The sequence below is a fragment of the Thermococcus sp. PK genome, from assembly GCF_000430485.1.
In the GTDB taxonomy this organism is placed as follows: Archaea; Methanobacteriota_B; Thermococci; order Thermococcales; family Thermococcaceae; genus Thermococcus_A; species Thermococcus_A bergensis.
In genome coordinates, this window is sequence record NZ_KE387149.1 from 72,286 (window position 1) to 97,125 (window position 24,840).

The window sequence follows — 24,840 nt, forward strand, 5'->3', positions numbered from 1 at the left end:
TTTTTACTGGAAATTTTTTGGATTTTGGCAGGTTCTTCAGCTTTCCTTCTGATTCGAAGTCTGCTAAAACGTCAAGAATTGCGAATGCCACGCTTTCAGGGTCTTTGAGTCTGTGATCCCATCTGGGGATCACGACAACCACCTGAAAGAATTCAGCAAAAACCCTAATAAAGGTTACTATAAACACGCCCCTATAAACACGCCCTTCAAGGATACTGTCAGGATAACTGGGGTATCACCTCCTGAAGCCATTCAGTCACATCACCAGGCGGTCCACCAAACCGAGAATGAATTCTAACAAAATTATACCAGAATGAAAACAGAAAAACAAACCTGTGAACCCTCCTCCAGTCTCTAGCCCTGAAGTTATTCCAGAAACGCTTTGTTCTCTCTTTAACAGTCCTAAACCAGCGCTCAACACAGTTCCTCGGCCCGAAAGTCACATGCAGATAATCCAGCCCGAGAGATTTAAACGCTGATTTATACCACGGCCCTTTGTCAACCAGGAAAATTGGCTGTCCCTCGCAGGATTTCAAAACAACTAGAATGAAGTCCCTGGCAATCCACCAGTTCCTAACGCTTGTAATCCATACTGCTAGGATTTCTTTGCTCTCAACGTCGATTGCAGCCCAGAGAAATCTCTTCTGGCCGTTGATCTTTATCACTGTCTCGTCAATTGCGATGAAGTTTCTCTGTTTTTTGACTGCGAGGATTTTCGGCTGGTAAACTGCTTTCGCGAATTTTTGGACTGTTTCCCAGACTGTTGTGTGGCTGATTTCGAGGATTGTTCCTACCTGTCTGTAACTTAGTCCGTGCAGGTACAGGTTTATTGCCCTGGTTTTCTTTTTTGCTGGGTTTTGTTCCGGCGAAAGGTTTTTAAGACTGAAACCAGTAAGTAAATAATGGTTTCAGTCCTCATTTCTCTCCCCTTTTCTGAAGAGGTATCAGAAACTTAAACCTAACGTCCCACTGCTTATCCTGACAGTGTCTTTTCAAGTCTAAATATTTTTAAATACTTCATGAATTTTAGTCATAAACTTGCTCAACAAAGCATATATACTCTGATTATAACTTATGAACTGCCCTTCCTCTGGATCATCTGCTTCCAGTGGAAACCTTTTAAACGATGTTAAAATTATTCCGAATTAAGATGAAAAATATAGACAATAAGCACAAAATTTGTGCTATAATGAAAATAAGAAAAACCACAATTGGTCAAATTGTCAAGTCATTAATGTATTTCCTATGGAGGGACAGGGAATGTTACAAGAAGGCCAAACCAATTTAGGATCACTCTTTGAAAAATATCTCCACAAACAGCGAATCTTTAAGAATAAGGATGTTTTGAGACATAGCTACACTCCCCGAGAGCTTCCGCACAGGAGGGAGCAGATAGAAACTCTCGTTCACATACTGGTTCCCGTCTTAAGGGGGGAGACACCTTCAAACATCTTTGTGTATGGGAAGACCGGAACTGGAAAGACGGTCACCGTTAGGTACGTAACTGAGGATCTGATAAAAATATCTCAGAAATATAATGTTCCAGTAGATGTTATCTATCTCAATTGTGAGATTGTCGATACTCAGTATAGGGTTCTGGCGAACATAGTTAACCACTTCAAGGAAGAGAGCGGAGTAGAGGTTCCTCTTGTAGGGTGGCCCACGGATGAAGTTTATGCGCAGTTAAAGAAAGTGCTGGACATGAGAGAGCGCTTTGTGATAATAGTTTTAGACGAAATAGACAAGCTGGTGAAGAAGAGCGGCGATGATATACTGTATTCCCTAACAAGAATAAACACGGAGCTTAAGAAAGCGAAGGTGAGCATAATAGGTATTTCAAACGACCTCAGGTTCAAAGAATACCTCGACCCTAGAGTTCTCTCAAGTCTAAGCGAGGAGGAGGTAGTCTTTCCGCCCTACGATGCCAACCAGCTGAGAGATATCCTTATGCAGAGAGCTCAAGAAGCTTTTTATGACGGTGTTTTGGATGAGGCAGTCGTTCCTCTCTGTGCTGCTCTGGCAGCGAGGGAGCATGGAGACGCAAGGAGAGCTCTCGACCTGCTCAGAGTTAGCGGGGAGATAGCAGAGAGAGAAATGGCTCCAAAGGTTACCGAAAAGCATGTATGGAAGGCTCAAGAAAAGATAGAGCAGGACACCATGGAAGAGGTAATTAAAACCCTTCCACTGCACTCGAAGATTCTGCTTTATGCAATAGTCCTCCTTGACGAAAACGGGGAATTGCCAGCAAACACGGGCGATGTTTACTCCGTCTATAAAGAGCTCTGTGATTATCTCGACTTTGAACCTCTAACTCAAAGGAGAATAAGCGACTTGATAAACGAGCTGGATATGCTTGGTATCATCAATGCCAAGGTCGTCAGCAAGGGCAGATACGGAAGAACGAAAGAGATAAGGCTCAACATAACACCCTATAAAGTTAAAAACATCTACCGCTTTGAAGAGACATTGAGACCGTTAATATCTGTAAGCATGCTTAAGCAGAGGAGGTTGTTCTATGGATGAATTCGTGAGGGGATTGATGTCAAACAACTATCTGATAACTCCCCCGGCATATTTTCTTTTGTCTGAACACTACAATAGGGACTTCACACTCCCAGAGCTTATAAAATTCGCAAAGGCGAGAGGAACGTTCATAATAGATGATATTATTGCAGAAGAATTTCTGGAGTCTAAGGGAATTATAATAAGACCAAAACATCTTGAAAAGTTCATGACCAGTAAAAAACCTGAAGAGCAGTACTCGAAAGAATCGGAAGAAGGGCAGACGCTAGAACTTCCAGAAGCTGAAGAAACCTCAGAAACTCCAGCGTTTGCGGGAGAAATTACAAGCGAAGTCGCGGAGGATAATGCAGAAGTTGAAATTTCTGAAAGCCAAGAAGCAGTGCCCTCTGAAATTCCTGCTGCCGAAGAGCCCCCAATAGAGGAGAAGGATGAAGACGCCGTAAGTGAATTTGCAGAAGAAGTTGTAGAAGAAGTGGAGACAGTAGAGGAAGACGAAGAAGCTGTAGAGGAATTTGTAGAAGAAGAGTCAGAAGAGATGGAGGAGTCTTTTGACACCAACGGGGAAGAGAATGGAGAAAATGGGGAAGTTAAAAGAAAGGTTATTTTCGATGAGTATGGTGTTCCACTCGTAGCTGAAGAAGAGTTACCTGAAGAAGAAAAGAAAACTTATTCTGTTTATGCCGATTTTAAGGTTTCTCCGAGAGAGGGATTTGAATTTATCGCCAAAAAGATAGAACCGGACTTCAAGGTTAAATTTGATGTGAGAAACGTTAAGCTCAAGCCACCAAAGGCTAAAAACGGAACAACTAAGGAAGGAGAGGTCATTGTTAAGGTTTACGAGAACTACTTCAAAAGCAGGCTGAAAAAGATAAGAAAAATACTGCGCGAGAATCCGGAGGTTTCTGGCGTTATTGATATTGGAAAACTCAGCTACATAAACCCGGAGGGAGACGTAACAATCATAGGGCTTGTAAACTCAAAGAGGGAGACAAGAAACGGTTACATGTTTGAGGTTGAAGATGCAACAGGGATAGTAAAGGTCTTCATAGGAAAAGATAAGGAGGATTACAAAAAAGCCTTTGAAATAATGCCCGACAGCGTAGTGGCGTTTAAGGGAAGGTACTCAAAAAGAGGAATGTTTTTTGCAGAGCACATTTACCTCCCCGATGTGCCGATGTATAAGAGGGAAAAGCCTCCTCTCGAAGAGAAGGTGTACGCTGTTCTGATGAGCGATATACACGTTGGGAGCAACAAATTCTGTGAAAAAGCGTTCATGAAGTTTTTAGAGTGGCTAAACGGCAACGTGAACACGAAGGAAGAAGAGGAAATAGTCAGCAGGATAAAATACATAATAATAGCCGGCGATGTTGTTGATGGAATCGGTATATATCCGGGCCAGTACAACGAACTAAGCATACCGGATATTTTTGACCAATACGAGGCCCTTGCTAACTTGCTCTCCAACGTTCCGGAGCATATAACCATGTTCATAGGGCCAGGAAATCACGATGCTGCAAGAACTGCTTTGCCGCAGCCAGAATTTTATAGGGAATACGCAAAGCCCATCTATGACCTTAAGAATGCTGTCATAATAAGCAACCCGGCCGTTATAGATTTACATGGAAGAGAGTTTCTTATTGCCCATGGTAGAGGAATAGAAGACGTTGTGAGTTACGTTCCAAATATGAGCCACCACGAGCCTGTAAAGCCTATGGTAGAGCTTTTGAAATTGAGACACCTGGCGCCAACTTTTGGAGGAAAAGTGCCCATAGCCCCGGACTCAGAGGATTTGCTTGTCATTGAGAGCGTTCCAGATGTGGTTCAGATGGGTCACGTCCACGTTTTGGACTATCAAATATATAGGGGAGTTTTCTTAATAAACTCGGCAACCTGGCAGGGTCAAACAGAATTCCAGAAGATGGTTAATATCGTCCCAACTCCGGCTAAAGTTCCGATTATAGATATCGATACCGCCCGGCTAAAGACGATAGTTGACTTTAGCAAGTGGTGTGATGTTTGAGGTGAAATAATATGGAGCTTTACAGTGAAGAAATGAAAAAATATTTCGAATCCTTGCAGAGAGAGATTGATAAGGCCTATGAAATAGCTAAGCAAGCTAGAGCTCAAGGTAAAGACCCCGTGAGAGACATTGAGGTTCCCCAAGCGACCGATATGGCGGGAAGAGTTGAGAGTCTTGTGGGTCCAAAGGGTGTTGCGGAGAGGATAAGAGCGCTTGTGGAGGAATACGGGAAAGAGCTCGCTGCCCTCAAAGTTGTTGATGAAATAATAGAAGGAAAATTCGGAAAGTTTGAGAGCAAAGAGAAGCTTGCCGATCAATCCGTGAGAACCGCGTTGGCTATTCTTACTGAAGGTATTGTTTCCGCTCCGCTCGAAGGAATAGCTGATGTTAAAATAAAGAAAAATTCAGATGGAACTAATTACTTGGCAATCTATTATGCTGGGCCAATTAGAAGCAGCGGAGGAACGGCACAGGCTTTGAGTGTTCTTGTTGGAGACTACGTTAGAAGAAAGCTTGGTCTTGACAGGTTTAAGCCAACTGAAGAGCACGTGGAGAGATATGTTGAGGAGATAGACCTCTATCACAGGGCTGTTACAAGGCTGCAGTATCATCCATCACCAGATGAAGTTCGTTTAGCTGTTAGAAACATCCCAATAGAGATTACCGGAGAAGCCACGGATGATGTAGAGGTGAGTCACAGAAACGTCCCAGGAGTTGAAACAAACCATCTGAGGGGAGGAGCGATCCTTGTTTTGGCGGAGGGTGTCCTCCAGAAGGCAAAGAAGCTCGTAAAGTACATAGATAAAATGGGTATTGATGGCTGGGAATGGCTGAAGGAGTTCGTTGAGGCGAAGGAGAAGGGTGGCGAAGAAAAGAAAGAAGAAAGGAAAAGTGAAGAAATAAAACGGGAGACGACAGAAGAAAAGGCCTCTGTGAAAGTTGAGAAAGGCTTCTATTACGAACTCTACGAGAAGTTTAGAGCAAACATCGCTCCAAATTCAAAATATACAAAGGAGATAATAGGTGGAAGGCCTCTATTTGCTGAACCCTCAAGAAACGGTGGCTTCAGGCTTCGCTATGGAAGGAGCAGAGTAAGCGGATTCGCAACGTGGAGCATAAATCCAGCGGTCATGATAATGGTTGACGAGTTCCTAGCTGTAGGAACCCAAATGAAGACCGAAAGACCTGGAAAGGGCGCCGTTGTAACTCCAGCCACTACCATTGAAGGTCCTATTGTAAAGTTAAAAGATGGAAGCGTAGTGAGAGTTGACGATTATCACAAGGCCCTTGAGCTGAAGGATCAGGTGGAAGAGATTCTGTACCTTGGAGATGCGCTAATAGCTTTTGGAGACTTCGTGGAGAACAACCAGACACTTTTGCCTGCCAATTATGTTGAAGAGTGGTGGATTCAGGAGTTCGTTGAAGCGGTAAACAAAGTTTATGAGCTTGACCTCAAGCCCTTCCAGGAAAACGAGCGGGAAACCGTGGAAGAAGCTGCAGATTACCTCGACCTAGACCCAGAATTTCTGGCAAATCTTCTTTATGACCCGATTACCGTTAGGCCCTCAATTGAAGATGCCATACATCTCTCTCGCATCCTCAAGATACCCCTCCACCCATACTACACCCTTTACTGGAATACTTTGGAGGCTGAGGAGCTAATTTCCCTTCAAAACGCTCTAGTAAATGCCAGCATAGAGTGGGGAGAGTATAGAGGGTTCAAATACGCAAAGAGGGTTGAAATTTCCATAGACTCCCTTGGAAAAGCCAAGAGGTACCTGGAGCTCCTTGGGGTTGAGCATAAAGTCTCTAATGGGCTTGTTATAATTGAATATCCGTGGTCAGCCGCGCTGCTAACTCCTCTGGCAAATTTAGAGAAAAAAATCGAATTCAAAGAGTTCCACACTCCCATAGACTTGATAAACGAGATAAGTGAGGTTAAACTCAGGGACAGGGGAATCAGCTGGATAGGAGCAAGAATGGGGAGGCCGGAAAAGGCAAAAGAGAGAAAAATGAAACCCCCAGTTCATGTTCTTTTCCCGATTGGATTAGCAGGAGGAAGTTCGAGAGATATTTACAAAGCTGCCCAAGAAGGAAAAACAGCTGAAGTTGAAATAGCGCACTTCAAATGCACAAACTGCGGCCATGTGGATATCTACCCCACATGTCCTAAATGCGGAAGCGAGGCTAAGCTACTCTACCACTGTCCCAAATGCGGCTTTGAATCGACAATCGACACGGAATGTCCTAAGTGTAATATAGAGATGAGAGCATACCGCAAGAGAAAAATCAGCCCTTCAGAGCTTTTGAACAAGGCAATGCAGAATGTCGGAATTTATACCCTCGACAAGCTCAAGGGCGTAATGGGTATGAGCTCCGCCCATAAGATAGCAGAACCTCTCGAAAAAGGAATACTAAGGGCAAGAAACGACGTCTACGTCTTTAAAGACGGCACAATAAGGTTTGACGCCACGGATGCGCCAATAACCCACTTCAAACCCAAGGAAATAGGGGTAAGCGTTGAGAAGCTAAGGGAGCTCGGTTATACACACGATTTTGAGGGCAAGCCCCTTGTAAGCGATGAACAAATAGTTGAGCTCAAGGTTCAGGATATAATCCTCTCAAAAGAGGCTGGAAACTACCTTGTCAAGGTTGCTAAGTTTGTTGATGATTTGCTCGAAAAGTTCTACGGACTGCCGAGGTTCTACAACGTTGAGAAGATGGAAGATCTAATAGGACATCTCGTGATTGGTTTAGCCCCTCACACTTCAGCCGGAATTATTGGACGGATTATTGGGTTTGTTGACGCTCTTGTAGGCTATGCTCACCCGTATTATCACGCTGCAAAGAGGAGGAACTGCTTCCCCGGAGACACAAGAATAATGGTACAAATCAACGGAATTCCGCAGAGAATCACTCTGAAGGAGCTGTATGAATTATTCGAAGAGGAACATTACGAAAACATGACCTACGTGAAGAGAAAGCCAAAGGTCGGCATTAAAGTGTATTCCTTTGATCCCAAGGAAGGTAAAGTGGTTCTGACAGACATCGAGGACGTTATAAAAGCACCAGCCACCGACCACTTGATTCGCTTTGAGCTTGAGCTGGGAAGAAGCTTTGAGACAACCGTGGATCATCCAGTCCTTGTATACGAGAACGGAAAGTTCGTGGAAAAGAGAGCATTTGAGGTTAAGGAAGGGGACATGATAATTGCACCAAATACCGAACTTCCCGAAAATGAGATTGAATACTTTGACCTTCTTGAGGCATTTGCTACAGATGATTTCAAGAATTTGTGGAATAAAATAATGGTACGTGGGATTGCAAATTGGCTCTCTTCAATTGGAGCAAAAGTTAAATGGGACTATATAAGACGCGATTCCATTCCCTTGGCTGAGTTGATTAAAGTACTCCATGAGAAGGGACTCAAGTTTGAAGATGTTCCAGAATGTTACATCGGGTTCAAGCGAGATAAGGTCAAGATAAAACGCTTTATACCAATAACGTCCCTTATGAAAGTTCTTGGCTACTACCTCGCAGAAGGCTACGCGAGAAAAAGTGATAGTGTTTATCAGCTCAGCTTTTCAATTGCTGATAAAGAAGCAAGAGAAGACCTTAAAACAGCACTAAGAGAGGCTTTTGACGATGGCTTCGGAATATATGAAAGAAGAGAGAAAATTACAGTGAGCTCAAGAGTCTTATACCTCCTCTTTACTGAGGTTCTCAAAGCAGGAAGCAACGCTCACAACAAACGTGTTCCACCTATTGTATTCACCCTTCCAAAAGAAGTCGTGGCAGAGATGCTTAAGGCTTATTTTGAAGGTGATGGAAGTGCTCTAAAAACAGTGCCACGTGTCGTAGTTTATAGTGTGAACAAGACTCTCCTTGAGGACATTGAAACTTTATTGATATCCAAATTCAAGATAAGAGGGTATTACACTATTGACGAAAATGCAAACAGAGGGAACGCCCGGGCTAGAGTATATTATATTGAACGCGGTACCCAGCCTCCAGTTTCAAAAGTATATGCCCTTAACATCGCCGGTGGACATTACCACAGGTTCTTTGAAGAGATTGGCTTCGTGACTAAACGTAAGAACTTACCATACCAGCAGTATTCCTCAAGAAAGCCGAAAGGTGACAAGTACCTTCTTGGGAATGGGTGGGCAGTAAAAGTTAAACGTATTGAATATCGGAAACCAACTGAGGACTTTGTATTCTCTCTCAACGCTAAAAAATACCATAACGTGATAATTAACGAAAATATTGTAACACACCAATGTGACGGTGATGAAGATGCTGTTATGCTCCTTCTTGATGCTCTGCTCAATTTCTCGCGCTATTATCTCCCAGAGAAGCGTGGTGGAAAGATGGACGCTCCGCTGGTAGTTACAACTCGCTTAGACCCAAGGGAAGTTGATAGCGAAGTTCACAACATGGATGTAGCAAGGTACTACCCGTTAGAGTTTTACAGGACAACTTATGAGCTCAAATCTCCAAAAGAGCTCGCTGGAGTCATTGAGAGGGTAGAGGATCGCTTAGGCAAGCCAGAGATGTACGAGGGGTTGAAGTTTACCCATGATACCGAGGACATAGCTTTAGGTCCAAAAATGAGTCTCTACAAGCAGTTGGGCGATATGGAAGACAAAGTTAGCAGGCAGTTGGCTCTAGCGGAACGTATTAGAGCGGTAAACGAGCACCACGTCGCCGAAACTATAATAAACTCCCACATAGTGCCGGATTTAAGAGGAAACCTGAGGAGCTTTACAAGGCAGGAGTTCAGGTGTGTGAAATGCAACACCAAATACCGGAGACCACCTCTGAGCGGAAAATGTCCGAAGTGCGGTGGTAAGATAGTGCTTACAGTCTCAAAGGGAGCTATTGAGAAATATCTCCCGACAGCAAAGATGCTGGTTACCCGCTACAATGTTATAGACTACACAAGACAGAGAATCTGCCTGACGGAGAAAGACATAAAGACGCTCTTCCAAAACGTCTTCCCGGAAACTCAAAGAACACTCTTTGGTTTTGGAGCTGACATTTGTGAGAGAATGATAGCGGAAAGAACGGGAAAGGTAATAAAGAAGAATGGATATCTCGATGAGCTAAAAGAAAACGGTAAATTAAACAACTCCAAAAAGGAAGAGAACAAAAAGGAAAAAGCTGCAAAACAAGAAAGAAAAGAGGAAAAAGAAAAGCCCAAGCTCAAGAAAAAGACCAAGAAGGTCATTAGCCTTGAGGAGTTTTTCGGCAGCTAATTATCCATTATTTTTTCAATGTCTAGACAAAAAGGATAAATACTTCAAGTGACAATATCTTTTGAGAAAGATGAAATTAGTGCCTAGTGTGGCTTACCTTAGAATCCAGCGGCAGTTTTATGTGGGTTATTCGATGGCATTAGCCGGATGGATAGGGGAGCATCTGGTTATTCGTAAGGTTCTCCCGAAGCCTTCTTTTGTTGACAGAGCTTTGAAAAAGCTTGGCTTTTCTCTCGTGGGTGAAGACATTGGTGATGATGAATATTCCTATTTCTTTAAGAGAAAAGATATAGGAATTTCTGCATTTTTTGAACCCTCAAACGACCTGCTGTTTCTTCAGATATATCCCCTCAAAAAGAGGCTTTCCTCTGGTGTGAGCGTAAGGGCCCAGTACATAGAGTTCTACGATCAGTTTGTTGTTTCAATCGAGCCCGCACAAAAGCTTCCGCCTGGAATACGAAGTCTGGGCATTAACCCCTTGATCCTTGAGGACTACTACCCGGTATCAACCCCCTATTGGGGGATGGTGCACGAGGACTGGGAAAACGACTTAAAGATGCTTGTAATGGTGAATGAGATATTTGAGGAGCTTGAGAGGAATGAATACCGCTGTCCAGTCTGCTTTTCCGAGCTGAGTGTGGAGGACAACTATCTAAAATGCCACACCTGCGGATTTGTATATACAGCTGAAAGCGAGTTCGAGAAGGTAGTATCAAGGTTCTCATTGGGCATTGGAGAGGAAGAGATTATCTTCTAGCTGTTCTCCTGCAGGGGCGTGTTTATAGTAACCTTTATTAGGGTTTTTGCTGAATTCTTTCAGGTGGTTGTCGTGATCCCCAGATGGGATCACAGACTCAAAGACCCTGAAAGCGTGGCATTCGCAATTCTTGACGTTTTAGCAGACTTCGAATCAGAAGGAAAGCTGAAGAACCTGCCAAAATCCAAAAAATTTCCAGTAAAAACAATACTGGCAATACTCCTCTTTAAACAATACTACAACCTACCCCTCAGAGACGCCCAGCACTACGGCAGAAAATTCTTCGGAGCAAACATTCACTACTCAACCCTCCACAACTGGGAGAAAAAGCTGAACCTCGAAGAACTGACAAACCACCTCCTGAAAAAACTCCAGAAATTACCCTACGCCAGCACTCAAGCAGACTCAACCATTATTACAAATAAAAAAGGGCAGGATAGAAGTTCAGGCAATAACGAGAATCCTGCCGGGTTTACTGTATCCGGTTGCTGTGAAGATCACAACTTCTGAGAACGAGCTGATTGAACTCCTGCCGGGGGGTTCTGGGAATTTTTATGCTGATGGGGCTTATGATTCAAAGGGTAGTAAGAAGAGAGACAGAGTGTTTTCTGAAGAAGAGTACAGGCATAGGAATCCTCATGAGGGGTTCTGGGGTGCGTTTACAACGTGGTTTGGCAGTAGGATCCCCTGTTTTCTGAAAAAGACTACTGTAACCCGAATCCTGCTTGGGGTAATGTGTTATGGTCTGAAAATCCTCCTCAGAGTCAAATACTGTTTAAATAACAGGGGGTGAAACTAAACACGCCCCTGAAAAAAAGTCCCATTATAAGGCAATACGATAAGCTTAAATATGCAAATTTTTTTACATATATATGAAGGTGAGTGTTATGACCAGAATAGTCTTGACTACTGACGAAACTCTAACGAGCACATACCACGACGTACCTCTGCTAGACTTTCTCGGCTGTGCACCCTACGACAAGCTCCCGAAGTGGGTTTTCAGGTTTTTTGACACCCAGTTGCCCGATGAGAACGGCGTTCTGACTCAAGCGCCCTACGGCCTCAGGAAGGTCGAGGCGGCCCTTCTCCGGGACGGCTTCAGAAGGGACGAAGTGGTAGTCGCCCACCCGCGCAAGGTTGAGCAGTTCATAGACAAAGACACCACGATCGTTGCACTCTACGAGATGGATCCTCTCGGTCTGGGGCCGGTCAGCATGATGTTCACAAACGGCGGCAAGTGGACGAACTACACCAAAGTCAAGTTCATTGAGCTCGTGGAAAGGATAAACCGCATAAGGGAGACCAAAAAGCTGGACTTCAAAATCGTCGTCGGCGGGCCGGGGGCTTGGCAGGTTGACTTCAGAAGGGAGGAGAAGGAGAAGCTGAGGATAGACCACGTGGTAATCGGAGAAGTCGACCACGTTGCTGGGGAGCTCTTCAGGGACATCGAGAGCGGGGGCGCCGACGAGACTATCTTTATCAAGGGCTGGCCGCGGGTCGAGCAGATCCCGACGATAGTGGCGCCCTCGTATAAGGGTCTCGTCGAGGTGATGAGGGGCTGTGGAAGGGGCTGCCGCTTCTGCGAGCCGAACCTGAGGGTTGCCCACCACATACCGCTGGAGAGGATAGAAGAGGAGATAAGGCTCAACGTAAACTCTGGAATCGATCACGCCTGGTTCCACAGCGAGGACGTGTTCCTCTACCGCGTCGAGGATAAGAAGAACTTCTACCCGAATGCTGAGGCCGTTGTTGAGCTGTTTGAAATAGCTAGAAAATACACGAAGAACGTGAACCCGACCCACGGGGCCGTTGCCGGTGCCCTGGCCGCTCCAGGAATGATAGAGGAAATCTCCCGCATCGTTGACGCTGGTCCGAATCACTGGATAGGCATTCAAGTCGGCTTTGAGACGGCCTCGCCGAGGCTCATCGGGAAGTACATGAACAACAAGATGAAGCCCTTCTCACCGGAGGAGTGGCCCTGGGTTCTCCTCAACGGGACGTACGTCTTCAACAAAAACTACTGGTTCCCTGCATACACAACGATTCTGGGATTGCCTGGCGACACTGATGACGACGAGATAATGACTGCCCAGCTAATAGTCACGATGGAGAGGGAGCTTGAGGAGAAGCTCGGTAGTAGAGCGCACTTCACTGTGACGCCACTGGCATTCGTTCCGATGGGCATGCTCAAGAACCAGGATTTCTACCAGATCGACGAGATGATAACCTACGGCCAGTTCCTCCACCTCTACTACGCTTGGAAGCACATGATGAAGGAAGTCACAAGGGGCCTGCCCGCAGTTATGAAAAACAACCCATTCCTAATACCTTTCTACCCGCTGGCGAGGCTTGGAACTCGGATCGTCATAAGGCAGATAGAGAAGTGGGGCAAAAGTAAGGGCTACGAGGTAAAGCCTCTTGAGCCGCTCGATATTCGGACTGAGGTAGAAGAACACCGCTGGTATTCTCAGCCGAGCCTTATGGAAGATTATTGAGCGGGCAAAAAAGTTATACACCTCAAGTTAGAACTATGATTTAGGGGATGAAAAATGAAAGTTGCCCTTGTCAGGACAAACCCGGGAAAGAGCGGATATGCATCGGCTTACGGATACATAGCTCCTCCGTTGGGGATCTTATCTCTTGCCGGAGCCATTAGGGAAGTCGCCGAGGTAAAGGTCATAGACGCGGAGGCAAGGGGACTGGCGGAAGAGGAGACCGTGGCGGAGATAGAGGCATTTGACCCAGACATTGTGGGCTTCACAACCATAGCATCCACCTATGTGAATCCCTCTCTGAGAATCGTTAGAAGAATGCGAGAAGAGGGGCTTGATTCTTTTGTGGTCTTCGGAGGTCATCACTCGACCTTTACATATCCTCTCGTTCTACGCGAAGGGGTCGATGCAGTAGTTATAGGAGAGGGAGAAAACACGTTTCAGGAGCTGGTTAAAGCATTGAAGGAGAGAGGGAGCATAAGAAATGTTAAGGGGATAGCTTATGTGGAAAAAGGGGACGTGAAAGTCTCCTACCGGGAGCCAATCGTTAACCTTGATGAGCTTCCAATGCCCGCCTATGACCTTGTTGATTCAAAAACATACAGGGCAACAATTCTCGGGGAAAACGCAAGGATAGCCTCTGTGGAGACTTCAAGGGGATGCCCTTACAACTGTGAGTTCTGCAGTGCCTCGGCGATGTGGGGGCACGCATGGAGATTCAAGAGCAATGAGAGGGTAATTGAAGAGCTGGGCTTCATAAAAAGCCTCGGCTACAACTGGGTTTTCTTTGTTGATGATAACTTCGTTGTTCCCTTCAAATATGAAGAGAGGCTTAAGCTTCTCGATGCTATAATAGAGAACGGGCTCAACGAGATTAACTTTATCATACAGATAAGGGCAGATATAATATCAAAACATCCCGAAATTGCCAAAAAGCTTGCGGATGCAGGTGTTAGAGTTGCTTTTATGGGAATTGAATCTGGAAGTGAAGAAGTTCTTAATAGCATGAGAAAGGGGTTAAGAAAGAATGACACACTGAGAGCTGTTCAACTGCTCAGCGAGCAGGGAATAATCACTTATGGCGGAGTCATTATTGGAGCACCCTACGAGTCAAGGAAAGACAGAAAAGCAACTTACAAGTTCGTTCAAATGCTCGGTGATCATGGTTTAGATGCCCTCCAGATATCAATATACACTCCACTGCCTGGCAGTGACTCCTTCTATAAGGCACTCAAAGAGAGGTCTCTTTTGACACTTAATTGGGATCTTTATGACGTTCTACGACCGGTAATCAGAACAAAAGAAAAGCTCTGGAGGCTGTACTTTGAAAGTAGGGAAAAGACGTATATGTTTTACTTCAAGAAGTGGCTTCATAGCGTTATGGGGAAAGCTGAGGAGTATTCAAAGCCCGTTCTGAGCAGCGCTAAAGGCTACGTTGTCCGAAGGATGCCTCACTACATAAAGAACTTTCTGAAGCTTCCAGTGGAGAGCTTTCTTGTTCAGAAGAGAATATTAAACTCCGCGAAGAAGCTTGACGAGAGCACTATTAGAATTCTCGAAGAGGTTTATACGCGTCACGTCATGGCTTATCTAAGAATGTTTCACGAAGCTATGAACCAGAAAAGGAAAACAAAAGTCTAAAGGGTTATTCCACATACTCCCGTTTATTTCCCCCCATAACTTTCGGAAATTTCCGAAAGTTTTATAACTTGAAAGCACGATAAAGGTTTTGATGAGGCATGAAAGCCTTCATACTACTAGTCACAAAGGGAGATAATAGTGAAATTATGAAAAGCTTGAATTCCTTTCCATGCGTATTAGAAGCGCACAGGCTTTATGGAGATTACGATATAATCGTTAAAGTTAAGGTACAAGATATTCATGAGCTTTCAAAGCTCAAGAATAAACTTTTGAATGAAAGCTCAGCTTTGTATGCTGAAGTGCTGATCATTGAGGAGGGATAATGGTGGGAGTTGAGGAAGCTAAAAGGATCATGATGGAGCACTTCGCAAATACCGCAAGAAGATTCGGGTTAAGTGAGCTCTACGGATATATATACGGAGTTCTCTTCTTTGAAGATGAGCCATTAAGCTTCGGAGAGATTGCCGAAAGAACGGGATATTCGCTTTCTCACGTGAGCACCGCACTGAAGCTCTTAGAAAATATCGGGCTCGTGAAAAGGATCAAAAAGCCAGGAGATAAGAGGGCATATTATACAGCAATAAAGAATATTCGAGAGTGGAGAAAAGAGGCATACTATAAAAAAATAGAGGAAGACGTCAAGCAAACCAGAGAAAACCTTTTGAAGGCTTTGAAGGAAGTGGAAAACGATAAAAGCGAAGAGGCAGAGAAAATAAGGCAGAGAATAGAATTTGCACTCCAAAGAAACGCGATTACGGAAAAAATCTTAAATATATTTCTGAAACATGAGGATGAAAAAGTCCTTAAAGCCCTCCTCGAGTGCCTCGAAGAAAAGCTAAATAGTGAAAACCCTTAAAAACAAGCCCAAGTTAATTAGGGCGGTGGTTAAATGAATGAACTGCTAGAAGCTTTGTGGTACATTCTCCCAGCGTATTTTGCAAATGCCTCCCCAGTGATCTTCAAAGGCAAAACACCAATGGACTTTGGAAAGAGTTTTGTCGATGGAAAGAGAATTCTTGGTGATGGGAAAACCTGGAGGGGCTTTTTCGGAGGACTTTTTACGGGAATTTTAATAGGAGTTATTCAATATCAAATCAAGCCTGATTTTTATGGCTCGTTTTCGATTGCCTTAAAACTTGCTTTTGCGCTCTCCTTTGGAGCTCTTCTCGGAGACTTGATCGGGAGCTTTGTTAAGAGAAGAATAGGTATGGGAAGAGGTTATCCAGCAGTTGGTCTCGACCAATGGGGCTTTTTAGTTTCTGCACTGGTTTTAGCTTATCCAATAAAGACTCTCACGACTGGACAGGTATTGTTCCTTCTCCTTGTAACTCCTTTCATCCATTGGGGAGCCAACGTTTTGGCGTATAAGCTAAAGTGGAAAAGTGTTCCTTGGTAATCACTTTTATTTTATGACAAACCTTTTATAAAACACACCCAGTAATTTTAGATGGTGAGAAGATGAAGGTAAAAGTGAGGTATTTTGCCCGCTTTAGGGAGCTAGCTGGAACAGGAGAAGAGGAAATTGATCTTCCAGAAGGAAGTAAGATAAGAGACCTTGTTGAGAAGATAAAAGAACTCCACCCCAAGTTTAAAGAGGAAATTTTCGGTGAAGACTACGATGATAGCGCAGATGTGAACATCTCAAGGAACGGTAGATACGCTTCTTTCGATGAGGAATTAAAAGATGGTGACATTGTAGCTTTATTCCCGCCCACGAGTGGTGGATGATATGTTGACGGAGAAGGAGCTGGAAAGATACGACAGACAGATTAGGATTTTCGGGGTTGAAGGGCAAGAGAAGCTCAAAAAGAGTAAAGTGGCCGTTGTGGGTGTGGGAGGACTCGGAAGCCCCGTCGCTTATTATTTGGCAGCTGCGGGAGTAAACCTCTTGCTCATAGATGAACAACTCCCAGAACTGAGCAATTTAAACAGGCAGATTCTTCACTGGGAAGAAGACTTGGGAAAGAACCCGAAGCCACTATCAGCTAAATGGAAGCTTGAGCGCTTTAACTCCGACATAAAAATAGAAACCTTTTTTGGAAAGCTAACGAAGGACAACATAGAAGTGGTTCTTAGAGACGTTGATGTTATTGTTGATTGCTTAGATAACTTCGAGACGAGGTACCTTCTGGATGAGTTTGCCCATAAAAGGGGAATTCCCCTTGTTCACGGAGCCGTTGAGAGCCTTTACGGGCAGGTAACCACTATCATTCCCGGAAAGACAAAGAGTCTTAAAGAAATCTTCCCAGTGCCACCAAAGAAAAAAGAAAAATTCCCGATTTTAGGAGCAACAGCTGGAGTTATAGGAACCATACAAGCGGCAGAGGTTATAAAGCTGTTGACTGGCAAAGGAGAAGTCTTAGCAAACAAACTGCTCATTGTTGATCTAATGCACAATTCCTTTGAGGTGATCGACCTTGAAGATTAGACTCTTTAAAAAACCCGAAGATTTTGACATTGCTGAAGCCGTTGGGCTTGTTTCGTCTCCAAAAAGTGGGGGAATCGCGATATTTCTCGGAAAAGTTAGAAACGAGAGCCACGGCAGGAGAGTTAAAAAGCTCATTTATGAGGCCTATGAAGAAATGGCGATAGAAGAGATGAAGAGAATTCGAGAGGGGGCCCTGAAAAAATTCCCAATATTGGATATGGTAATATGGCATCGGTATGGGGAGCTTGAAGTTGGGGAGAACACAATTCTCATAGTAGCTGCCGGAAAGCACAGAAAAGAAGCTTTTGAGGCCTGTATTTGGGCTGTAGATGAAGTGAAAAAGAGGGTCCCAATATGGAAGAAAGAAGTGACAGATGAAGGTGTTTTTTGGATTGAAGGAGAAAAAGCAGTGCCAGACAAAAAGGTGCATTAGAGTCCTTTTTTAACTATTATTAATCATAATTTAAAAACAACAAGAAATAGTAAAATTAATAAAGCTTCTCATTGTTTAGTTAGCGGTGATTAAATGGAGGTTAGTGGTAACGATGGGGCCTTTAATAAGGCTCGAAACATCGTTACATTCGCAAAACCTCCATGGGTGGAAAGAGAGCACAGTGGAAAGCTAGAAAGACTTATACTGCAACTTGGCTCAGGAAAAGGGGAGTTTTCGGAAGTGGAAGGAATACCGCGATCAATAGGATGCATTGGCAACAATAAGTTCATTCTTCGAGATGCTTCCCTAGAGCTTGAGCGGATAAGAGAGGTAATAAGGGAGTTCTCAACTATTTCCGGCAAAGACCTTTATCTGACAAATTATGATGACTTATCTCTTCTGGAAGAGCTTTCTCGCTTCTCTGCAACACTTCCAATTGAGAACGTCTATCCCGTTGTTAGACTTGAAGACTTCGAGAAGATATCCTTCCCAACAAATGTTAAGCCTATTGTAGAAGCTAGATATTCCCACAAAAATATAAAAAGGCTTCAAAACATAGAGGGAGCGTATACTGTACTTCTAATGATTAAAGGAGACGAAGTTGGAAATATTGCGGATTTTTCGTTTCCTGGTGAGGTATACCTTGATGTACTTTTTCCGGGCTCACTGAGAAAGGTAGATTTTGATTTAATGGAGGCTAAGAGAATATTTAAGGCACACATGACGTTTCATCCATGTTTAAGCGGCACGCTGGCTATAACCGCGGAAGGATTCGCTCTTCCCTGCCCTCTTTTGCGGAATTTTGTAGTAGGGAGTGTAAGAGAGCTAAGCCTAAAGCAGATACTCAGGAAACGCAGATTGAAAAGATCCTGGAAACTGAGAAAGGAAGAAATAGAAGGCTGCAAACTCTGTCCATTTAGCTCCACATGCCATGATTGCAGAGCACTGGAATATTATGCCTCTGGGGATATAATGGGGCTAGAATACTGCCCATTGGACTACCCCCCAGGATATAATGTCCAAAAAAGTTTTTATGTAGTGAAAAATTAAGTAGTAGATGGTGATGGGAATGGTCAAAATAGAGGTTGTAGAGGTGGAAAAACCAGAGGGGGTAGAATGCATCATCGGTCAGGGAAACTTCTCAATATTCACCGTTGACGACTTAGCTAGAGCCCTTCTCACAGCGGTTCCCGGAATAAAGTTTGGGATCGCTATGAACGAGGCGAAGCCACAACTAACAAGGTACACCGGGAACGATAAAGAACTCGAAGAATTGGCTGCAAAAAATGCTTTAAAGATTGGAGCAGGTCATGTTTTTGTAATCCTTATGAAAAACGCCTTCCCAATAAACGTGCTCAACACCATAAAAAATCACCCGGCAGTGGCTATGGTCTACGGTGCGAGTGAAAACCCCATGCAGGTTATAGTGGCCGAAACAGAACTTGGACGCTCTGTTCTCGGAATAGTAGATGGAAAAGCAGCAACCAGAATTGAAACCGACGAACAGAAGAAGGAGAGAAGAGAGCTTGTTGAAAGAATTGGCTACATTATAGACTAAACTTTTTTAATCTTTTCTTCACTTCTGTTCTTTAGGTGAAAACAATGAGGCTAGTGTTTGTGACGTCTAACAGGGGAAAACTAGAGGAGGCTAGAAAGTATCTATCGCCTTTGGGCATAGAAGTCGTGCAGAAAAGCATAAGCTACCCCGAGATACAGGCAAACACTCTCGAAGAGGTTGTTGCCTTTGGAGTAAGCTGGCTAAGGGATCACATAACAGGGCCGTTTTTTATAGATGACTCCGGTCTTTTTGTTGAGGGCTTAAATGGGTTCCCCGGAGTCTATTCCGCTTACGTTTACAAAACCTTAGGAAACGAAGGGATTCTCAAGCTCATGGAAGGAGTTGAGGATAGGAGGGCATACTTCAAAAGCGTTATAGGGTATTACGACGGGGAGCTCCACATATTTACCGGCGTTGTGCATGGAAAAATAATTAACGAGAAGCGCGGCGATAAAGGGTTTGGGTTTGACCCAATATTCGTGCCGGAGGGATACAGCAAGACGTTTGCTGAAATGGAGATTGAGGAAAAAAACAAAATTTCTCACAGGGGACTAGCTCTGAAGGAGTTCGCACAATGGTTAAAAGAAAATCTTAAAAAGGATTGAACGACAATAAAGACAAATGTTTATTGAAAATCTGGCGATTATGGGGGATTTGTATGGACGAGATAATAGACACACTTGATTTAAGACTGCTTAAAGAGCTTAAGGAGAATTCGAGGGAGAATATAGCCAGTTTAAGTAAAAAGCTGGGCATTCCAAGGACAACTGTCCACTATAGAATAAAGAAGCTCGTAAATGAGGGTGTCATAGAAAAATTCACCATCAAACCCAACTACAAGAAGCTAAATTTGGGGACTACAGCGTTCATTCTCGCAAGGTATGAGCCCGGTTCAGGGCTAACACAGAGGGAAGTTGCCAAAAGAATCGCCCAAATTGAAGAGGTTTATGAAGTTCACATAATTGCTGGAGAATGGGATCTCCTGATAAAGGTTAGGGCCCCTTCGGCTGAAGACATAGGAAGAGTTGTAATCGATAAACTTAGAGAGATAAAGGGCGTCGGGCAAACAGTAACTATGGTTTCCTTTGTTACCGTGAAAGAAGAACTCTAGTGCGGGCGATGATTAGCGTTCTCCTTTCTGATTTTTTAATGATGAAGTAGCAAGAAATGAGCCTGCAAACAAAAAATCTTTTATTTTTATCAATTTTTCTCAGTTCTCAGATTGTTCTACGGCTAAACAGAAACAGAGAAAATTGGTGGGGGCGCGGGGATTTGAACCCCGGTCCGCGGGTTTCTCCGGGTCAGAGCTCCAAAGGCTCATCCCCAATCAGCAAACCCGCTCGTCTTCACACCTCTGGAGCCCGCGATGATGGACCAGGCTACACCACGCCCCCGTCAATAACACTAAATCCTTCCTTAATTTATAAACTTTACTTTTTTCTTCTGAAAGTATCACCCTTAGAGCGGGGGGAGACCAGATAACAATAAAAACCAACAACTTTGAAAGAACTTCCAGAGAACGCTTGTGAGTTTTAGAACTCTCTCCGGGAAAATACATGCTGCCCAAGCCCTACTAGTTTTTTATGGATGGGATTATCACCGCTACGGGTAACGCAAACTTTTGGTTGGTAACACTAGTATTAAGAAAATCATTTAAAATATGTTACTCCACTGCAGATAGGTGACACAATGTCCATCCTTAACAAGCTTGTAAGTGAGAGAAAAGCAGAAGACATACTCGAATATGCAAGGGAATTTCATGGGCATGTCTGTCCCTATCTAGCTCTTGGGATAAGAGCATCGCTAATTGCAATGGACGAACTGGGAGTCGGAAGACTTGACTACTCGGAGAGTGTAGATGAGAGCATTTTGGCAATAGTCGAGGTTAACAGTTGCTTTACCGATGGTGTTCAGGTAACCACCGGATGCACACTTGGAAATAATTCCCTAATTTACTTAGATATCGGCAAAAATGCGTTAACTCTTGTTAAACGTTCAACATGGGAAGGAGTTAGGGTTTATATAGATGCCGAAAGACTTGAGAAATACTATCCTCCCGGAGCAAAAGAGCTTTTCAACAAAGTTATAAGAGAAAGAAAAGGGACAGCAGAAGAAAGAAAGCAGCTTAAAGAGCTTTGGGAAAAGGCTGCAAAGAATATGCTCCATATCCCCCGAGAGGAATTTAAAATAGAGCACGTTAATGTACCCCCAATTGAACAGGCTCCCATTTTTGACAGTATCCGCTGCTCAAAGTGTGGAGAACTCACAATGTCGAGAAGAGTGGTTTATGTCGATGGAAGGCCCTTCTGCCTAAGGTGTGCCGAAAAAGAGTACTATGCCGTAGTTGGAAGGGGCATAGTCAGAATTAAGGGGAGGTAAGCAAATGCAGTTTTACATCAGTCCAATAGGGATAATAAAATCCCCGTACAAAAGCAAAGCAGAATGTCCCACTCAGGGGAAGTTTTCAAAAGAAGTATTCACAATAGAAATTTTTCAAGAATTTGAAGAAGGACTGAGAGACATCGAGACCTGCACACATTTAATAATCCTCTACTGGCTTGATAAAGCTAGGAGAGACGTATTAATAGCGATACCTCCACATGATAGAAGAGAACACGGCGTTTTTGCTACACGCTCTCCACACAGACCAAATCCCATAGGCTTTGCAGTTGTAGAGCTCATAGAAAGAAAAGGTAGGAAACTAATAGTGAGGGGGTTAGATGCCATTGACGAAACACCTGTTATTGACATTAAACCTTATTCTTCAGACCTAGACTGCGTGGAAAACGCAAAAATTGGGTGGTTCGAGGAGGGAAAAAAGAATGAAAGCTAAGGTACTTATTCCACTCATAGTTTCGCTTTTACTGGTATCTGGATGTTTGCAGAGTGCGTCAGTTAAAGGAACAGAAACAGTGACTGTAAAAGACCTCGCTGGAAGAGATGTCGAAGTCCCAGGGAACGTTAAACGAGTAGTTGCAGCCGGTCCCGGAGCTTTGAGGATCGTCGTGTATTTAAACGCCAGCGACAAAGTGGTAGGAGTTGAAGACTTCGAAAGGCTCCGCGAGTATGGAAGGCCCTACATTCTGGCACACCCAGAACTTAAAGAGCTTCCAAGTATTGGACCCGGCGGCCCGGGAAAGCTCCCCAACTTAGAGGCACTGCTTAAACTGAAGCCGGATGTAATTTTCATGACTTATGTGGACGCCAAGACAGCCCAAGACATTCAAGAGAAGACCGGAATCCCCGTTGTTGTGCTCAGCTACGGAGAACTGGCAACATTTGAAGATGAAGAGCTCTTTAAGTCTTTAGAGCTCGCAGGCAAAATCCTTGGAAAAGAAAAAAGAGCTCAAGAGGTTATCAACTTCATTAAGTCCCTCCAAGAGGACTTATCAAAACGTACAGAAAATGCCAGCAGTCCAAGCGTTTACGTTGGAGGGGTTGGATACAAAGGAACACATGGAATTGAGAGCACTATTGCCAAGTACCCGCCTTTTGTAGTGCTTCATGCCAAGAACGTTGCCGACGAGCTCGGAGAGGGACACAAATTCATTGACAAAGAGAAGCTCTTAGAGTGGGATCCAGAATACATATTCATCGATGAGGGCGGGCTGAGTATAATCCTCGACGACTACAAGAAAAATTCAGAGTTCTATGAGTCGCTAAAGGCCGTGAAAAACAAGAACGTCTATGGAATTCTACCCTACAACTACTACGCAACAAACATAGGGACTGCCCTCGCAGACGCGTACTTCATTGGAAAAGTCCTTTATCCAGAGAGCTTTAAAGATGTAGATCCCATAGATAAGGCAAACGAAATATACGAGTTCCTAGTGGGCAAACCAGTATACGAAATACTTGCCGAGCAGTTTGGAGGGTTTGGAAAGATTGACATCTCAAGCGGAAGTATTGAAGCTTTATCATCCCAGTGAGGCCCTATGGAGTACAGAGAGTATACTGCAAAAAGAGTTTTAGCCGGGATTGTTCTCCTTCTTCTTTTGCTTATAGTTAGCATATATGCCATTTCACACGGTGGATATGAGCTTTCGGCTCAAGAGATTTACCGGGCAATGGTCGGAAAGGGGGACGAAAAAGCGTATCTAGTGGTCTGGAACATCAGGCTTCCAAGAGTCATTGCAGGAATCCTCGTAGGCGCTTCTTTAGCAGTTTCGGGGGCAGTAATGCAGGGAGTACTTAGAAACCCCCTTGCAAGCCCCTTTACTATGGGAGTTTCACACGGAGCAATGTTTGGGGCATCTTTGGCAATTATCCTGGGAGCCGGATACTCGGAAAGCTCGGGAAGAGTTATTTTAACCAGCCCATACACTATAGTACTATTTGCCTTTCTGGGGGCCATAAGTGCTACCCTTATAATTTTATCCCTAGCAAAGCTAAGAGGTCTCAGTCCAGAAGCCATTATACTTGCTGGAGTCGCAATGAGCGCCCTTTTTACGGCCTTAACAACCCTTGTCCAATACCTCGCAGACGAGCTCCAGCTGGCAGCGATGGTGTACTGGAGCTTTGGGGATATTGGAAGAGCAACATGGAGAGAAAACACAATACTTGTGGGGGTTTTTGCCATTGTTTTTGGATATTTTATTCTAAGATCTTGGGACTTAAACGCAGCCGTCATGGGAGATGATGTAGCGAAATCTGTAGGAATTGAGATTGAGAAAGTACGGCTAACGCTAACCTTCCTCGCAACTCTGGCAACAGCAACGAGTGTCGCATTTGTAGGAGTTATAGGATTTGTAGGTCTAATAGCTCCCCATATGGTCAGACTTTTATTTGGGGAAGACTATAGATTCCTCATTCCACTCTCCTGCCTGTTAGGCGGACTACTACTTCTTACAGCAGATACGCTCGCACGGCTGACATTTTCACCAATGACTCTTCCTGTGGGTGTTGTAACATCATTTCTTGGTGCCCCAATGTTTATATATCTCCTCATACGGATGGAGGGGGCCAGATGAAAGTTATAAGAGTTGAGAACCTTAAATTTGCATATAATGGTCTAAATGTCTTAGAGAACGTATCCTTAGAAATTGAACGTGGAGAGTTCGTGGCAGTATTAGGCCCAAACGGAGCTGGAAAGAGCACTCTGCTAAAATGCATTGCTGGACTTCTCAGGTGTGAAGGTATTGAGATTTTAGGGAAGCCCCTTGAGCACTATTCCCGAAGAGATCTCGCAAGGATAATAGGATACGTACCACAAAGCGTAAATCCCGGGTTTATGAGAGTCTTTGACATTGTTCTTTTAGGTAGAAAACCATATATGGGTTTTAAACCCTCTGGAAAGGACATCAAAATCGTCAATGAGACCCTCAAGAAACTCGGTATTCAGCACCTTGCTTTAAAGCCTGCCAACAGGCTTAGTGGGGGAGAGCTGCAAAAGGTAAGCATTGCCAGAGCTCTAGCCCAAGAACCGGAGATACTACTAATGGACGAGCCAACAAACAATCTTGATCCAAAGAGCCAGCTTGAAGTCATGAAGATAGCCAAAGAATTCGCAAAAGCGGGCAAAGTCTCGATAGCGGTTATGCATGACGTCAACCTAGCTCTACGCTTTGCCGACAGGTTTATCTTTATGAGAAACGGCAAAATAATAGCAGATGGAAAAGAGGAAATCTTAAAACCCGAAATTTTTGAAAAGGTTTATGAAATCAAAGGATTCGTCGGCAAGCTCTCCGGAATCCCCGTATTTATAGCCGACCCACGGAGTTGAAATCCCAC

At 44.1% G+C, this 24,840-nt stretch carries 24 protein-coding genes, 1 tRNA gene and 1 pseudogene; 23 read left to right on the forward strand and 3 right to left on the reverse strand.

All coding sequences use genetic code 11. From position 1 onward, the window contains the following. Together THEPK_RS13330 and THEPK_RS02205 are read right to left on the reverse strand one after the other, a co-directional pair. A partial coding sequence (locus tag THEPK_RS13330; protein WP_198011276.1) for a hypothetical protein occupies positions 1-187 on the reverse strand: 187 nt, incomplete at its 3' end. Between the two features lie 31 nt (positions 188-218). Beyond that, positions 219-919, reverse strand: a pseudogene (locus tag THEPK_RS02205) (IS6-like element ISPfu5 family transposase). Between the two features lie 341 nt (positions 920-1,260). On the opposite strand from THEPK_RS02205, the gene THEPK_RS02210 reads away from it, so the two are divergent. The 18 genes from THEPK_RS02210 to THEPK_RS02295 all read left to right on the forward strand — a co-directional run bounded on the left by THEPK_RS02210 (position 1,261) and on the right by THEPK_RS02295 (position 20,221). Beyond that, the gene (locus THEPK_RS02210) at positions 1,261-2,523 is read left to right on the forward strand and encodes an ORC1-type DNA replication protein (protein WP_042697804.1); all 1,263 of its coding nucleotides are present in this window, start codon (positions 1,261-1,263) and stop codon (positions 2,521-2,523) included. Beyond that, positions 2,516-4,543: a DNA-directed DNA polymerase II small subunit gene (locus THEPK_RS02215; RefSeq protein ID WP_042697808.1), complete on the forward strand. Its 2,028-nt coding sequence runs from the start codon at positions 2,516-2,518 to the stop codon at positions 4,541-4,543. The genes THEPK_RS02210 and THEPK_RS02215 overlap by 8 nt, the downstream gene beginning before the upstream one ends. A gap of 11 nt (positions 4,544-4,554) precedes the next feature. After that, positions 4,555-9,801: a DNA-directed DNA polymerase II large subunit gene (locus THEPK_RS02220; protein WP_042697811.1), complete on the forward strand. Its 5,247-nt coding sequence runs from the start codon at positions 4,555-4,557 to the stop codon at positions 9,799-9,801. 70 nt (positions 9,802-9,871) lie between these two features. Continuing rightward, positions 9,872-10,558 (forward strand): hypothetical protein, encoded by a 687-nt coding sequence (locus tag THEPK_RS02225; protein ID WP_042697814.1) that lies wholly within the window; start codon positions 9,872-9,874, stop codon positions 10,556-10,558. Between the two features lie 18 nt (positions 10,559-10,576). Continuing rightward, on the forward strand, positions 10,577-11,068 hold the full coding sequence (locus THEPK_RS02230) for a hypothetical protein (protein WP_042701724.1): 492 nt from the start codon (positions 10,577-10,579) through the stop codon (positions 11,066-11,068). After that, positions 11,049-11,351 carry a hypothetical protein gene (locus THEPK_RS02235; RefSeq protein ID WP_042697817.1) on the forward strand — a complete coding sequence of 101 codons (303 nt, stop codon included), beginning with the start codon at positions 11,049-11,051 and terminating at the stop codon, positions 11,349-11,351. The genes THEPK_RS02230 and THEPK_RS02235 overlap by 20 nt, the downstream gene beginning before the upstream one ends. Positions 11,352-11,445: 94 nt before the next feature. Further along, positions 11,446-13,053 carry a B12-binding domain-containing radical SAM protein gene (locus THEPK_RS02240; RefSeq protein WP_042697820.1) on the forward strand — a complete coding sequence of 536 codons (1,608 nt, stop codon included), beginning with the start codon at positions 11,446-11,448 and terminating at the stop codon, positions 13,051-13,053. A 54-nt stretch (positions 13,054-13,107) separates the two neighbouring features. Next, on the forward strand, positions 13,108-14,691 hold the full coding sequence (locus THEPK_RS02245) for a B12-binding domain-containing radical SAM protein (protein ID WP_042697823.1): 1,584 nt from the start codon (positions 13,108-13,110) through the stop codon (positions 14,689-14,691). Positions 14,692-14,789: 98 nt separating this feature from the next. Beyond that, positions 14,790-15,014: an Lrp/AsnC ligand binding domain-containing protein gene (locus THEPK_RS02250; protein ID WP_042697825.1), complete on the forward strand. Its 225-nt coding sequence runs from the start codon at positions 14,790-14,792 to the stop codon at positions 15,012-15,014. Continuing rightward, positions 15,014-15,547 carry a GbsR/MarR family transcriptional regulator gene (locus THEPK_RS02255; protein ID WP_198011277.1) on the forward strand — a complete coding sequence of 178 codons (534 nt, stop codon included), beginning with the start codon at positions 15,014-15,016 and terminating at the stop codon, positions 15,545-15,547. The genes THEPK_RS02250 and THEPK_RS02255 overlap by 1 nt, the downstream gene beginning before the upstream one ends. 33 nt (positions 15,548-15,580) lie before the next feature. Next, positions 15,581-16,087: a CDP-2,3-bis-(O-geranylgeranyl)-sn-glycerol synthase gene (locus THEPK_RS02260; protein ID WP_042697828.1), complete on the forward strand. Its 507-nt coding sequence runs from the start codon at positions 15,581-15,583 to the stop codon at positions 16,085-16,087. 62 nt (positions 16,088-16,149) lie between these two features. After that, positions 16,150-16,419, forward strand: coding sequence for a ubiquitin-like small modifier protein 1 (locus THEPK_RS02265; RefSeq protein WP_042697831.1), 270 nt, complete (start codon positions 16,150-16,152; stop codon positions 16,417-16,419). Between the two features lies 1 nt (position 16,420). Continuing rightward, positions 16,421-17,119: a ThiF family adenylyltransferase gene (locus THEPK_RS02270; protein ID WP_042697834.1), complete on the forward strand. Its 699-nt coding sequence runs from the start codon at positions 16,421-16,423 to the stop codon at positions 17,117-17,119. Then, positions 17,109-17,552 (forward strand): molybdenum cofactor biosynthesis protein MoaE, encoded by a 444-nt coding sequence (locus tag THEPK_RS02275; RefSeq protein ID WP_042697837.1) that lies wholly within the window; start codon positions 17,109-17,111, stop codon positions 17,550-17,552. Before THEPK_RS02270 ends, THEPK_RS02275 begins: the two co-directional genes overlap by 11 nt. Before the next feature lie 240 nt (positions 17,553-17,792). Beyond that, complete coding sequence (locus tag THEPK_RS02280) at positions 17,793-18,602, forward strand: SPASM domain-containing protein (RefSeq protein ID WP_232194500.1); 810 nt, start codon at positions 17,793-17,795, stop codon at positions 18,600-18,602. 19 nt (positions 18,603-18,621) lie between these two features. Next, complete coding sequence (locus THEPK_RS02285) at positions 18,622-19,110, forward strand: adenosine-specific kinase (protein WP_042697840.1); 489 nt, start codon at positions 18,622-18,624, stop codon at positions 19,108-19,110. 44 nt (positions 19,111-19,154) lie between these two features. Continuing rightward, positions 19,155-19,715: an XTP/dITP diphosphatase gene (locus tag THEPK_RS02290; protein ID WP_042697844.1), complete on the forward strand. Its 561-nt coding sequence runs from the start codon at positions 19,155-19,157 to the stop codon at positions 19,713-19,715. Between the two features lie 53 nt (positions 19,716-19,768). Further along, on the forward strand, positions 19,769-20,221 hold the full coding sequence (locus tag THEPK_RS02295) for an Lrp/AsnC family transcriptional regulator (protein ID WP_042697847.1): 453 nt from the start codon (positions 19,769-19,771) through the stop codon (positions 20,219-20,221). A 143-nt stretch (positions 20,222-20,364) separates the two neighbouring features. Here THEPK_RS02295 and THEPK_RS02300 read toward each other — a convergent pair. Beyond that, positions 20,365-20,504 (reverse strand) — tRNA-Trp (locus THEPK_RS02300). A 295-nt stretch (positions 20,505-20,799) separates the two neighbouring features. On the opposite strand from THEPK_RS02300, the gene THEPK_RS02305 reads away from it, so the two are divergent. Genes THEPK_RS02305 through THEPK_RS02325 form a run of 5 tightly spaced genes read left to right on the forward strand, consistent with a single transcriptional unit; the run spans position 20,800 to position 24,832 of the window. Further along, complete coding sequence (locus THEPK_RS02305; protein ID WP_042697850.1) at positions 20,800-21,489, forward strand: FmdE family protein; 690 nt, start codon at positions 20,800-20,802, stop codon at positions 21,487-21,489. Between the two features lie 4 nt (positions 21,490-21,493). After that, the gene (gene tsaA, locus THEPK_RS02310) at positions 21,494-21,943 is read left to right on the forward strand and encodes a tRNA (N6-threonylcarbamoyladenosine(37)-N6)-methyltransferase TrmO (RefSeq protein ID WP_042697852.1); all 450 of its coding nucleotides are present in this window, start codon (positions 21,494-21,496) and stop codon (positions 21,941-21,943) included. Beyond that, positions 21,933-23,039 carry an iron ABC transporter substrate-binding protein gene (locus THEPK_RS02315; RefSeq protein WP_042697855.1) on the forward strand — a complete coding sequence of 369 codons (1,107 nt, stop codon included), beginning with the start codon at positions 21,933-21,935 and terminating at the stop codon, positions 23,037-23,039. Before tsaA ends, THEPK_RS02315 begins: the two co-directional genes overlap by 11 nt. Before the next feature lie 6 nt (positions 23,040-23,045). Then, entirely contained in the window at positions 23,046-24,080 is a 1,035-nt protein-coding gene (locus THEPK_RS02320) for a FecCD family ABC transporter permease (RefSeq protein WP_042697858.1), read from the forward strand. Further along, positions 24,077-24,832 carry an ABC transporter ATP-binding protein gene (locus THEPK_RS02325; protein WP_042697861.1) on the forward strand — a complete coding sequence of 252 codons (756 nt, stop codon included), beginning with the start codon at positions 24,077-24,079 and terminating at the stop codon, positions 24,830-24,832. The genes THEPK_RS02320 and THEPK_RS02325 overlap by 4 nt, the downstream gene beginning before the upstream one ends. Positions 24,833-24,840 lie beyond the last annotated feature (8 nt).

What these genes read in the sequence shown, in the direction of transcription:
- THEPK_RS02260 (WP_042697828.1), top strand. Translation starts at nt 15,581, where the DNA reads ATGAATGAACTGCTAGAAGCTTTGTGGTACATTCTCCCAGCGTATTTT.
- THEPK_RS02315 (WP_042697855.1), top strand. Translation starts at nt 21,933, where the DNA reads ATGAAAGCTAAGGTACTTATTCCACTCATAGTTTCGCTTTTACTGGTA.
- THEPK_RS02220 (WP_042697811.1), top strand. Translation starts at nt 4,555, where the DNA reads ATGGAGCTTTACAGTGAAGAAATGAAAAAATATTTCGAATCCTTGCAG.
- THEPK_RS02255 (WP_198011277.1), top strand. Translation starts at nt 15,014, where the DNA reads ATGGTGGGAGTTGAGGAAGCTAAAAGGATCATGATGGAGCACTTCGCA.
- THEPK_RS02285 (WP_042697840.1), top strand. Translation starts at nt 18,622, where the DNA reads ATGGTCAAAATAGAGGTTGTAGAGGTGGAAAAACCAGAGGGGGTAGAA.
- THEPK_RS02265 (WP_042697831.1), top strand. Translation starts at nt 16,150, where the DNA reads ATGAAGGTAAAAGTGAGGTATTTTGCCCGCTTTAGGGAGCTAGCTGGA.
- THEPK_RS02225 (WP_042697814.1), top strand. Translation starts at nt 9,872, where the DNA reads ATGAAATTAGTGCCTAGTGTGGCTTACCTTAGAATCCAGCGGCAGTTT.
- THEPK_RS02215 (WP_042697808.1), top strand. Translation starts at nt 2,516, where the DNA reads ATGGATGAATTCGTGAGGGGATTGATGTCAAACAACTATCTGATAACT.
- THEPK_RS02270 (WP_042697834.1), top strand. Translation starts at nt 16,421, where the DNA reads ATGTTGACGGAGAAGGAGCTGGAAAGATACGACAGACAGATTAGGATT.
- THEPK_RS02295 (WP_042697847.1), top strand. Translation starts at nt 19,769, where the DNA reads ATGGACGAGATAATAGACACACTTGATTTAAGACTGCTTAAAGAGCTT.
- THEPK_RS02305 (WP_042697850.1), top strand. Translation starts at nt 20,800, where the DNA reads ATGTCCATCCTTAACAAGCTTGTAAGTGAGAGAAAAGCAGAAGACATA.
- THEPK_RS02245 (WP_042697823.1), top strand. Translation starts at nt 13,108, where the DNA reads ATGAAAGTTGCCCTTGTCAGGACAAACCCGGGAAAGAGCGGATATGCA.
- THEPK_RS02210 (WP_042697804.1), top strand. Translation starts at nt 1,261, where the DNA reads ATGTTACAAGAAGGCCAAACCAATTTAGGATCACTCTTTGAAAAATAT.
- THEPK_RS02325 (WP_042697861.1), top strand. Translation starts at nt 24,077, where the DNA reads ATGAAAGTTATAAGAGTTGAGAACCTTAAATTTGCATATAATGGTCTA.
- THEPK_RS02240 (WP_042697820.1), top strand. Translation starts at nt 11,446, where the DNA reads ATGACCAGAATAGTCTTGACTACTGACGAAACTCTAACGAGCACATAC.
- THEPK_RS02290 (WP_042697844.1), top strand. Translation starts at nt 19,155, where the DNA reads ATGAGGCTAGTGTTTGTGACGTCTAACAGGGGAAAACTAGAGGAGGCT.
- THEPK_RS02250 (WP_042697825.1), top strand. Translation starts at nt 14,790, where the DNA reads ATGAAAGCCTTCATACTACTAGTCACAAAGGGAGATAATAGTGAAATT.
- tsaA (WP_042697852.1), top strand. Translation starts at nt 21,494, where the DNA reads ATGCAGTTTTACATCAGTCCAATAGGGATAATAAAATCCCCGTACAAA.
- THEPK_RS02320 (WP_042697858.1), top strand. Translation starts at nt 23,046, where the DNA reads ATGGAGTACAGAGAGTATACTGCAAAAAGAGTTTTAGCCGGGATTGTT.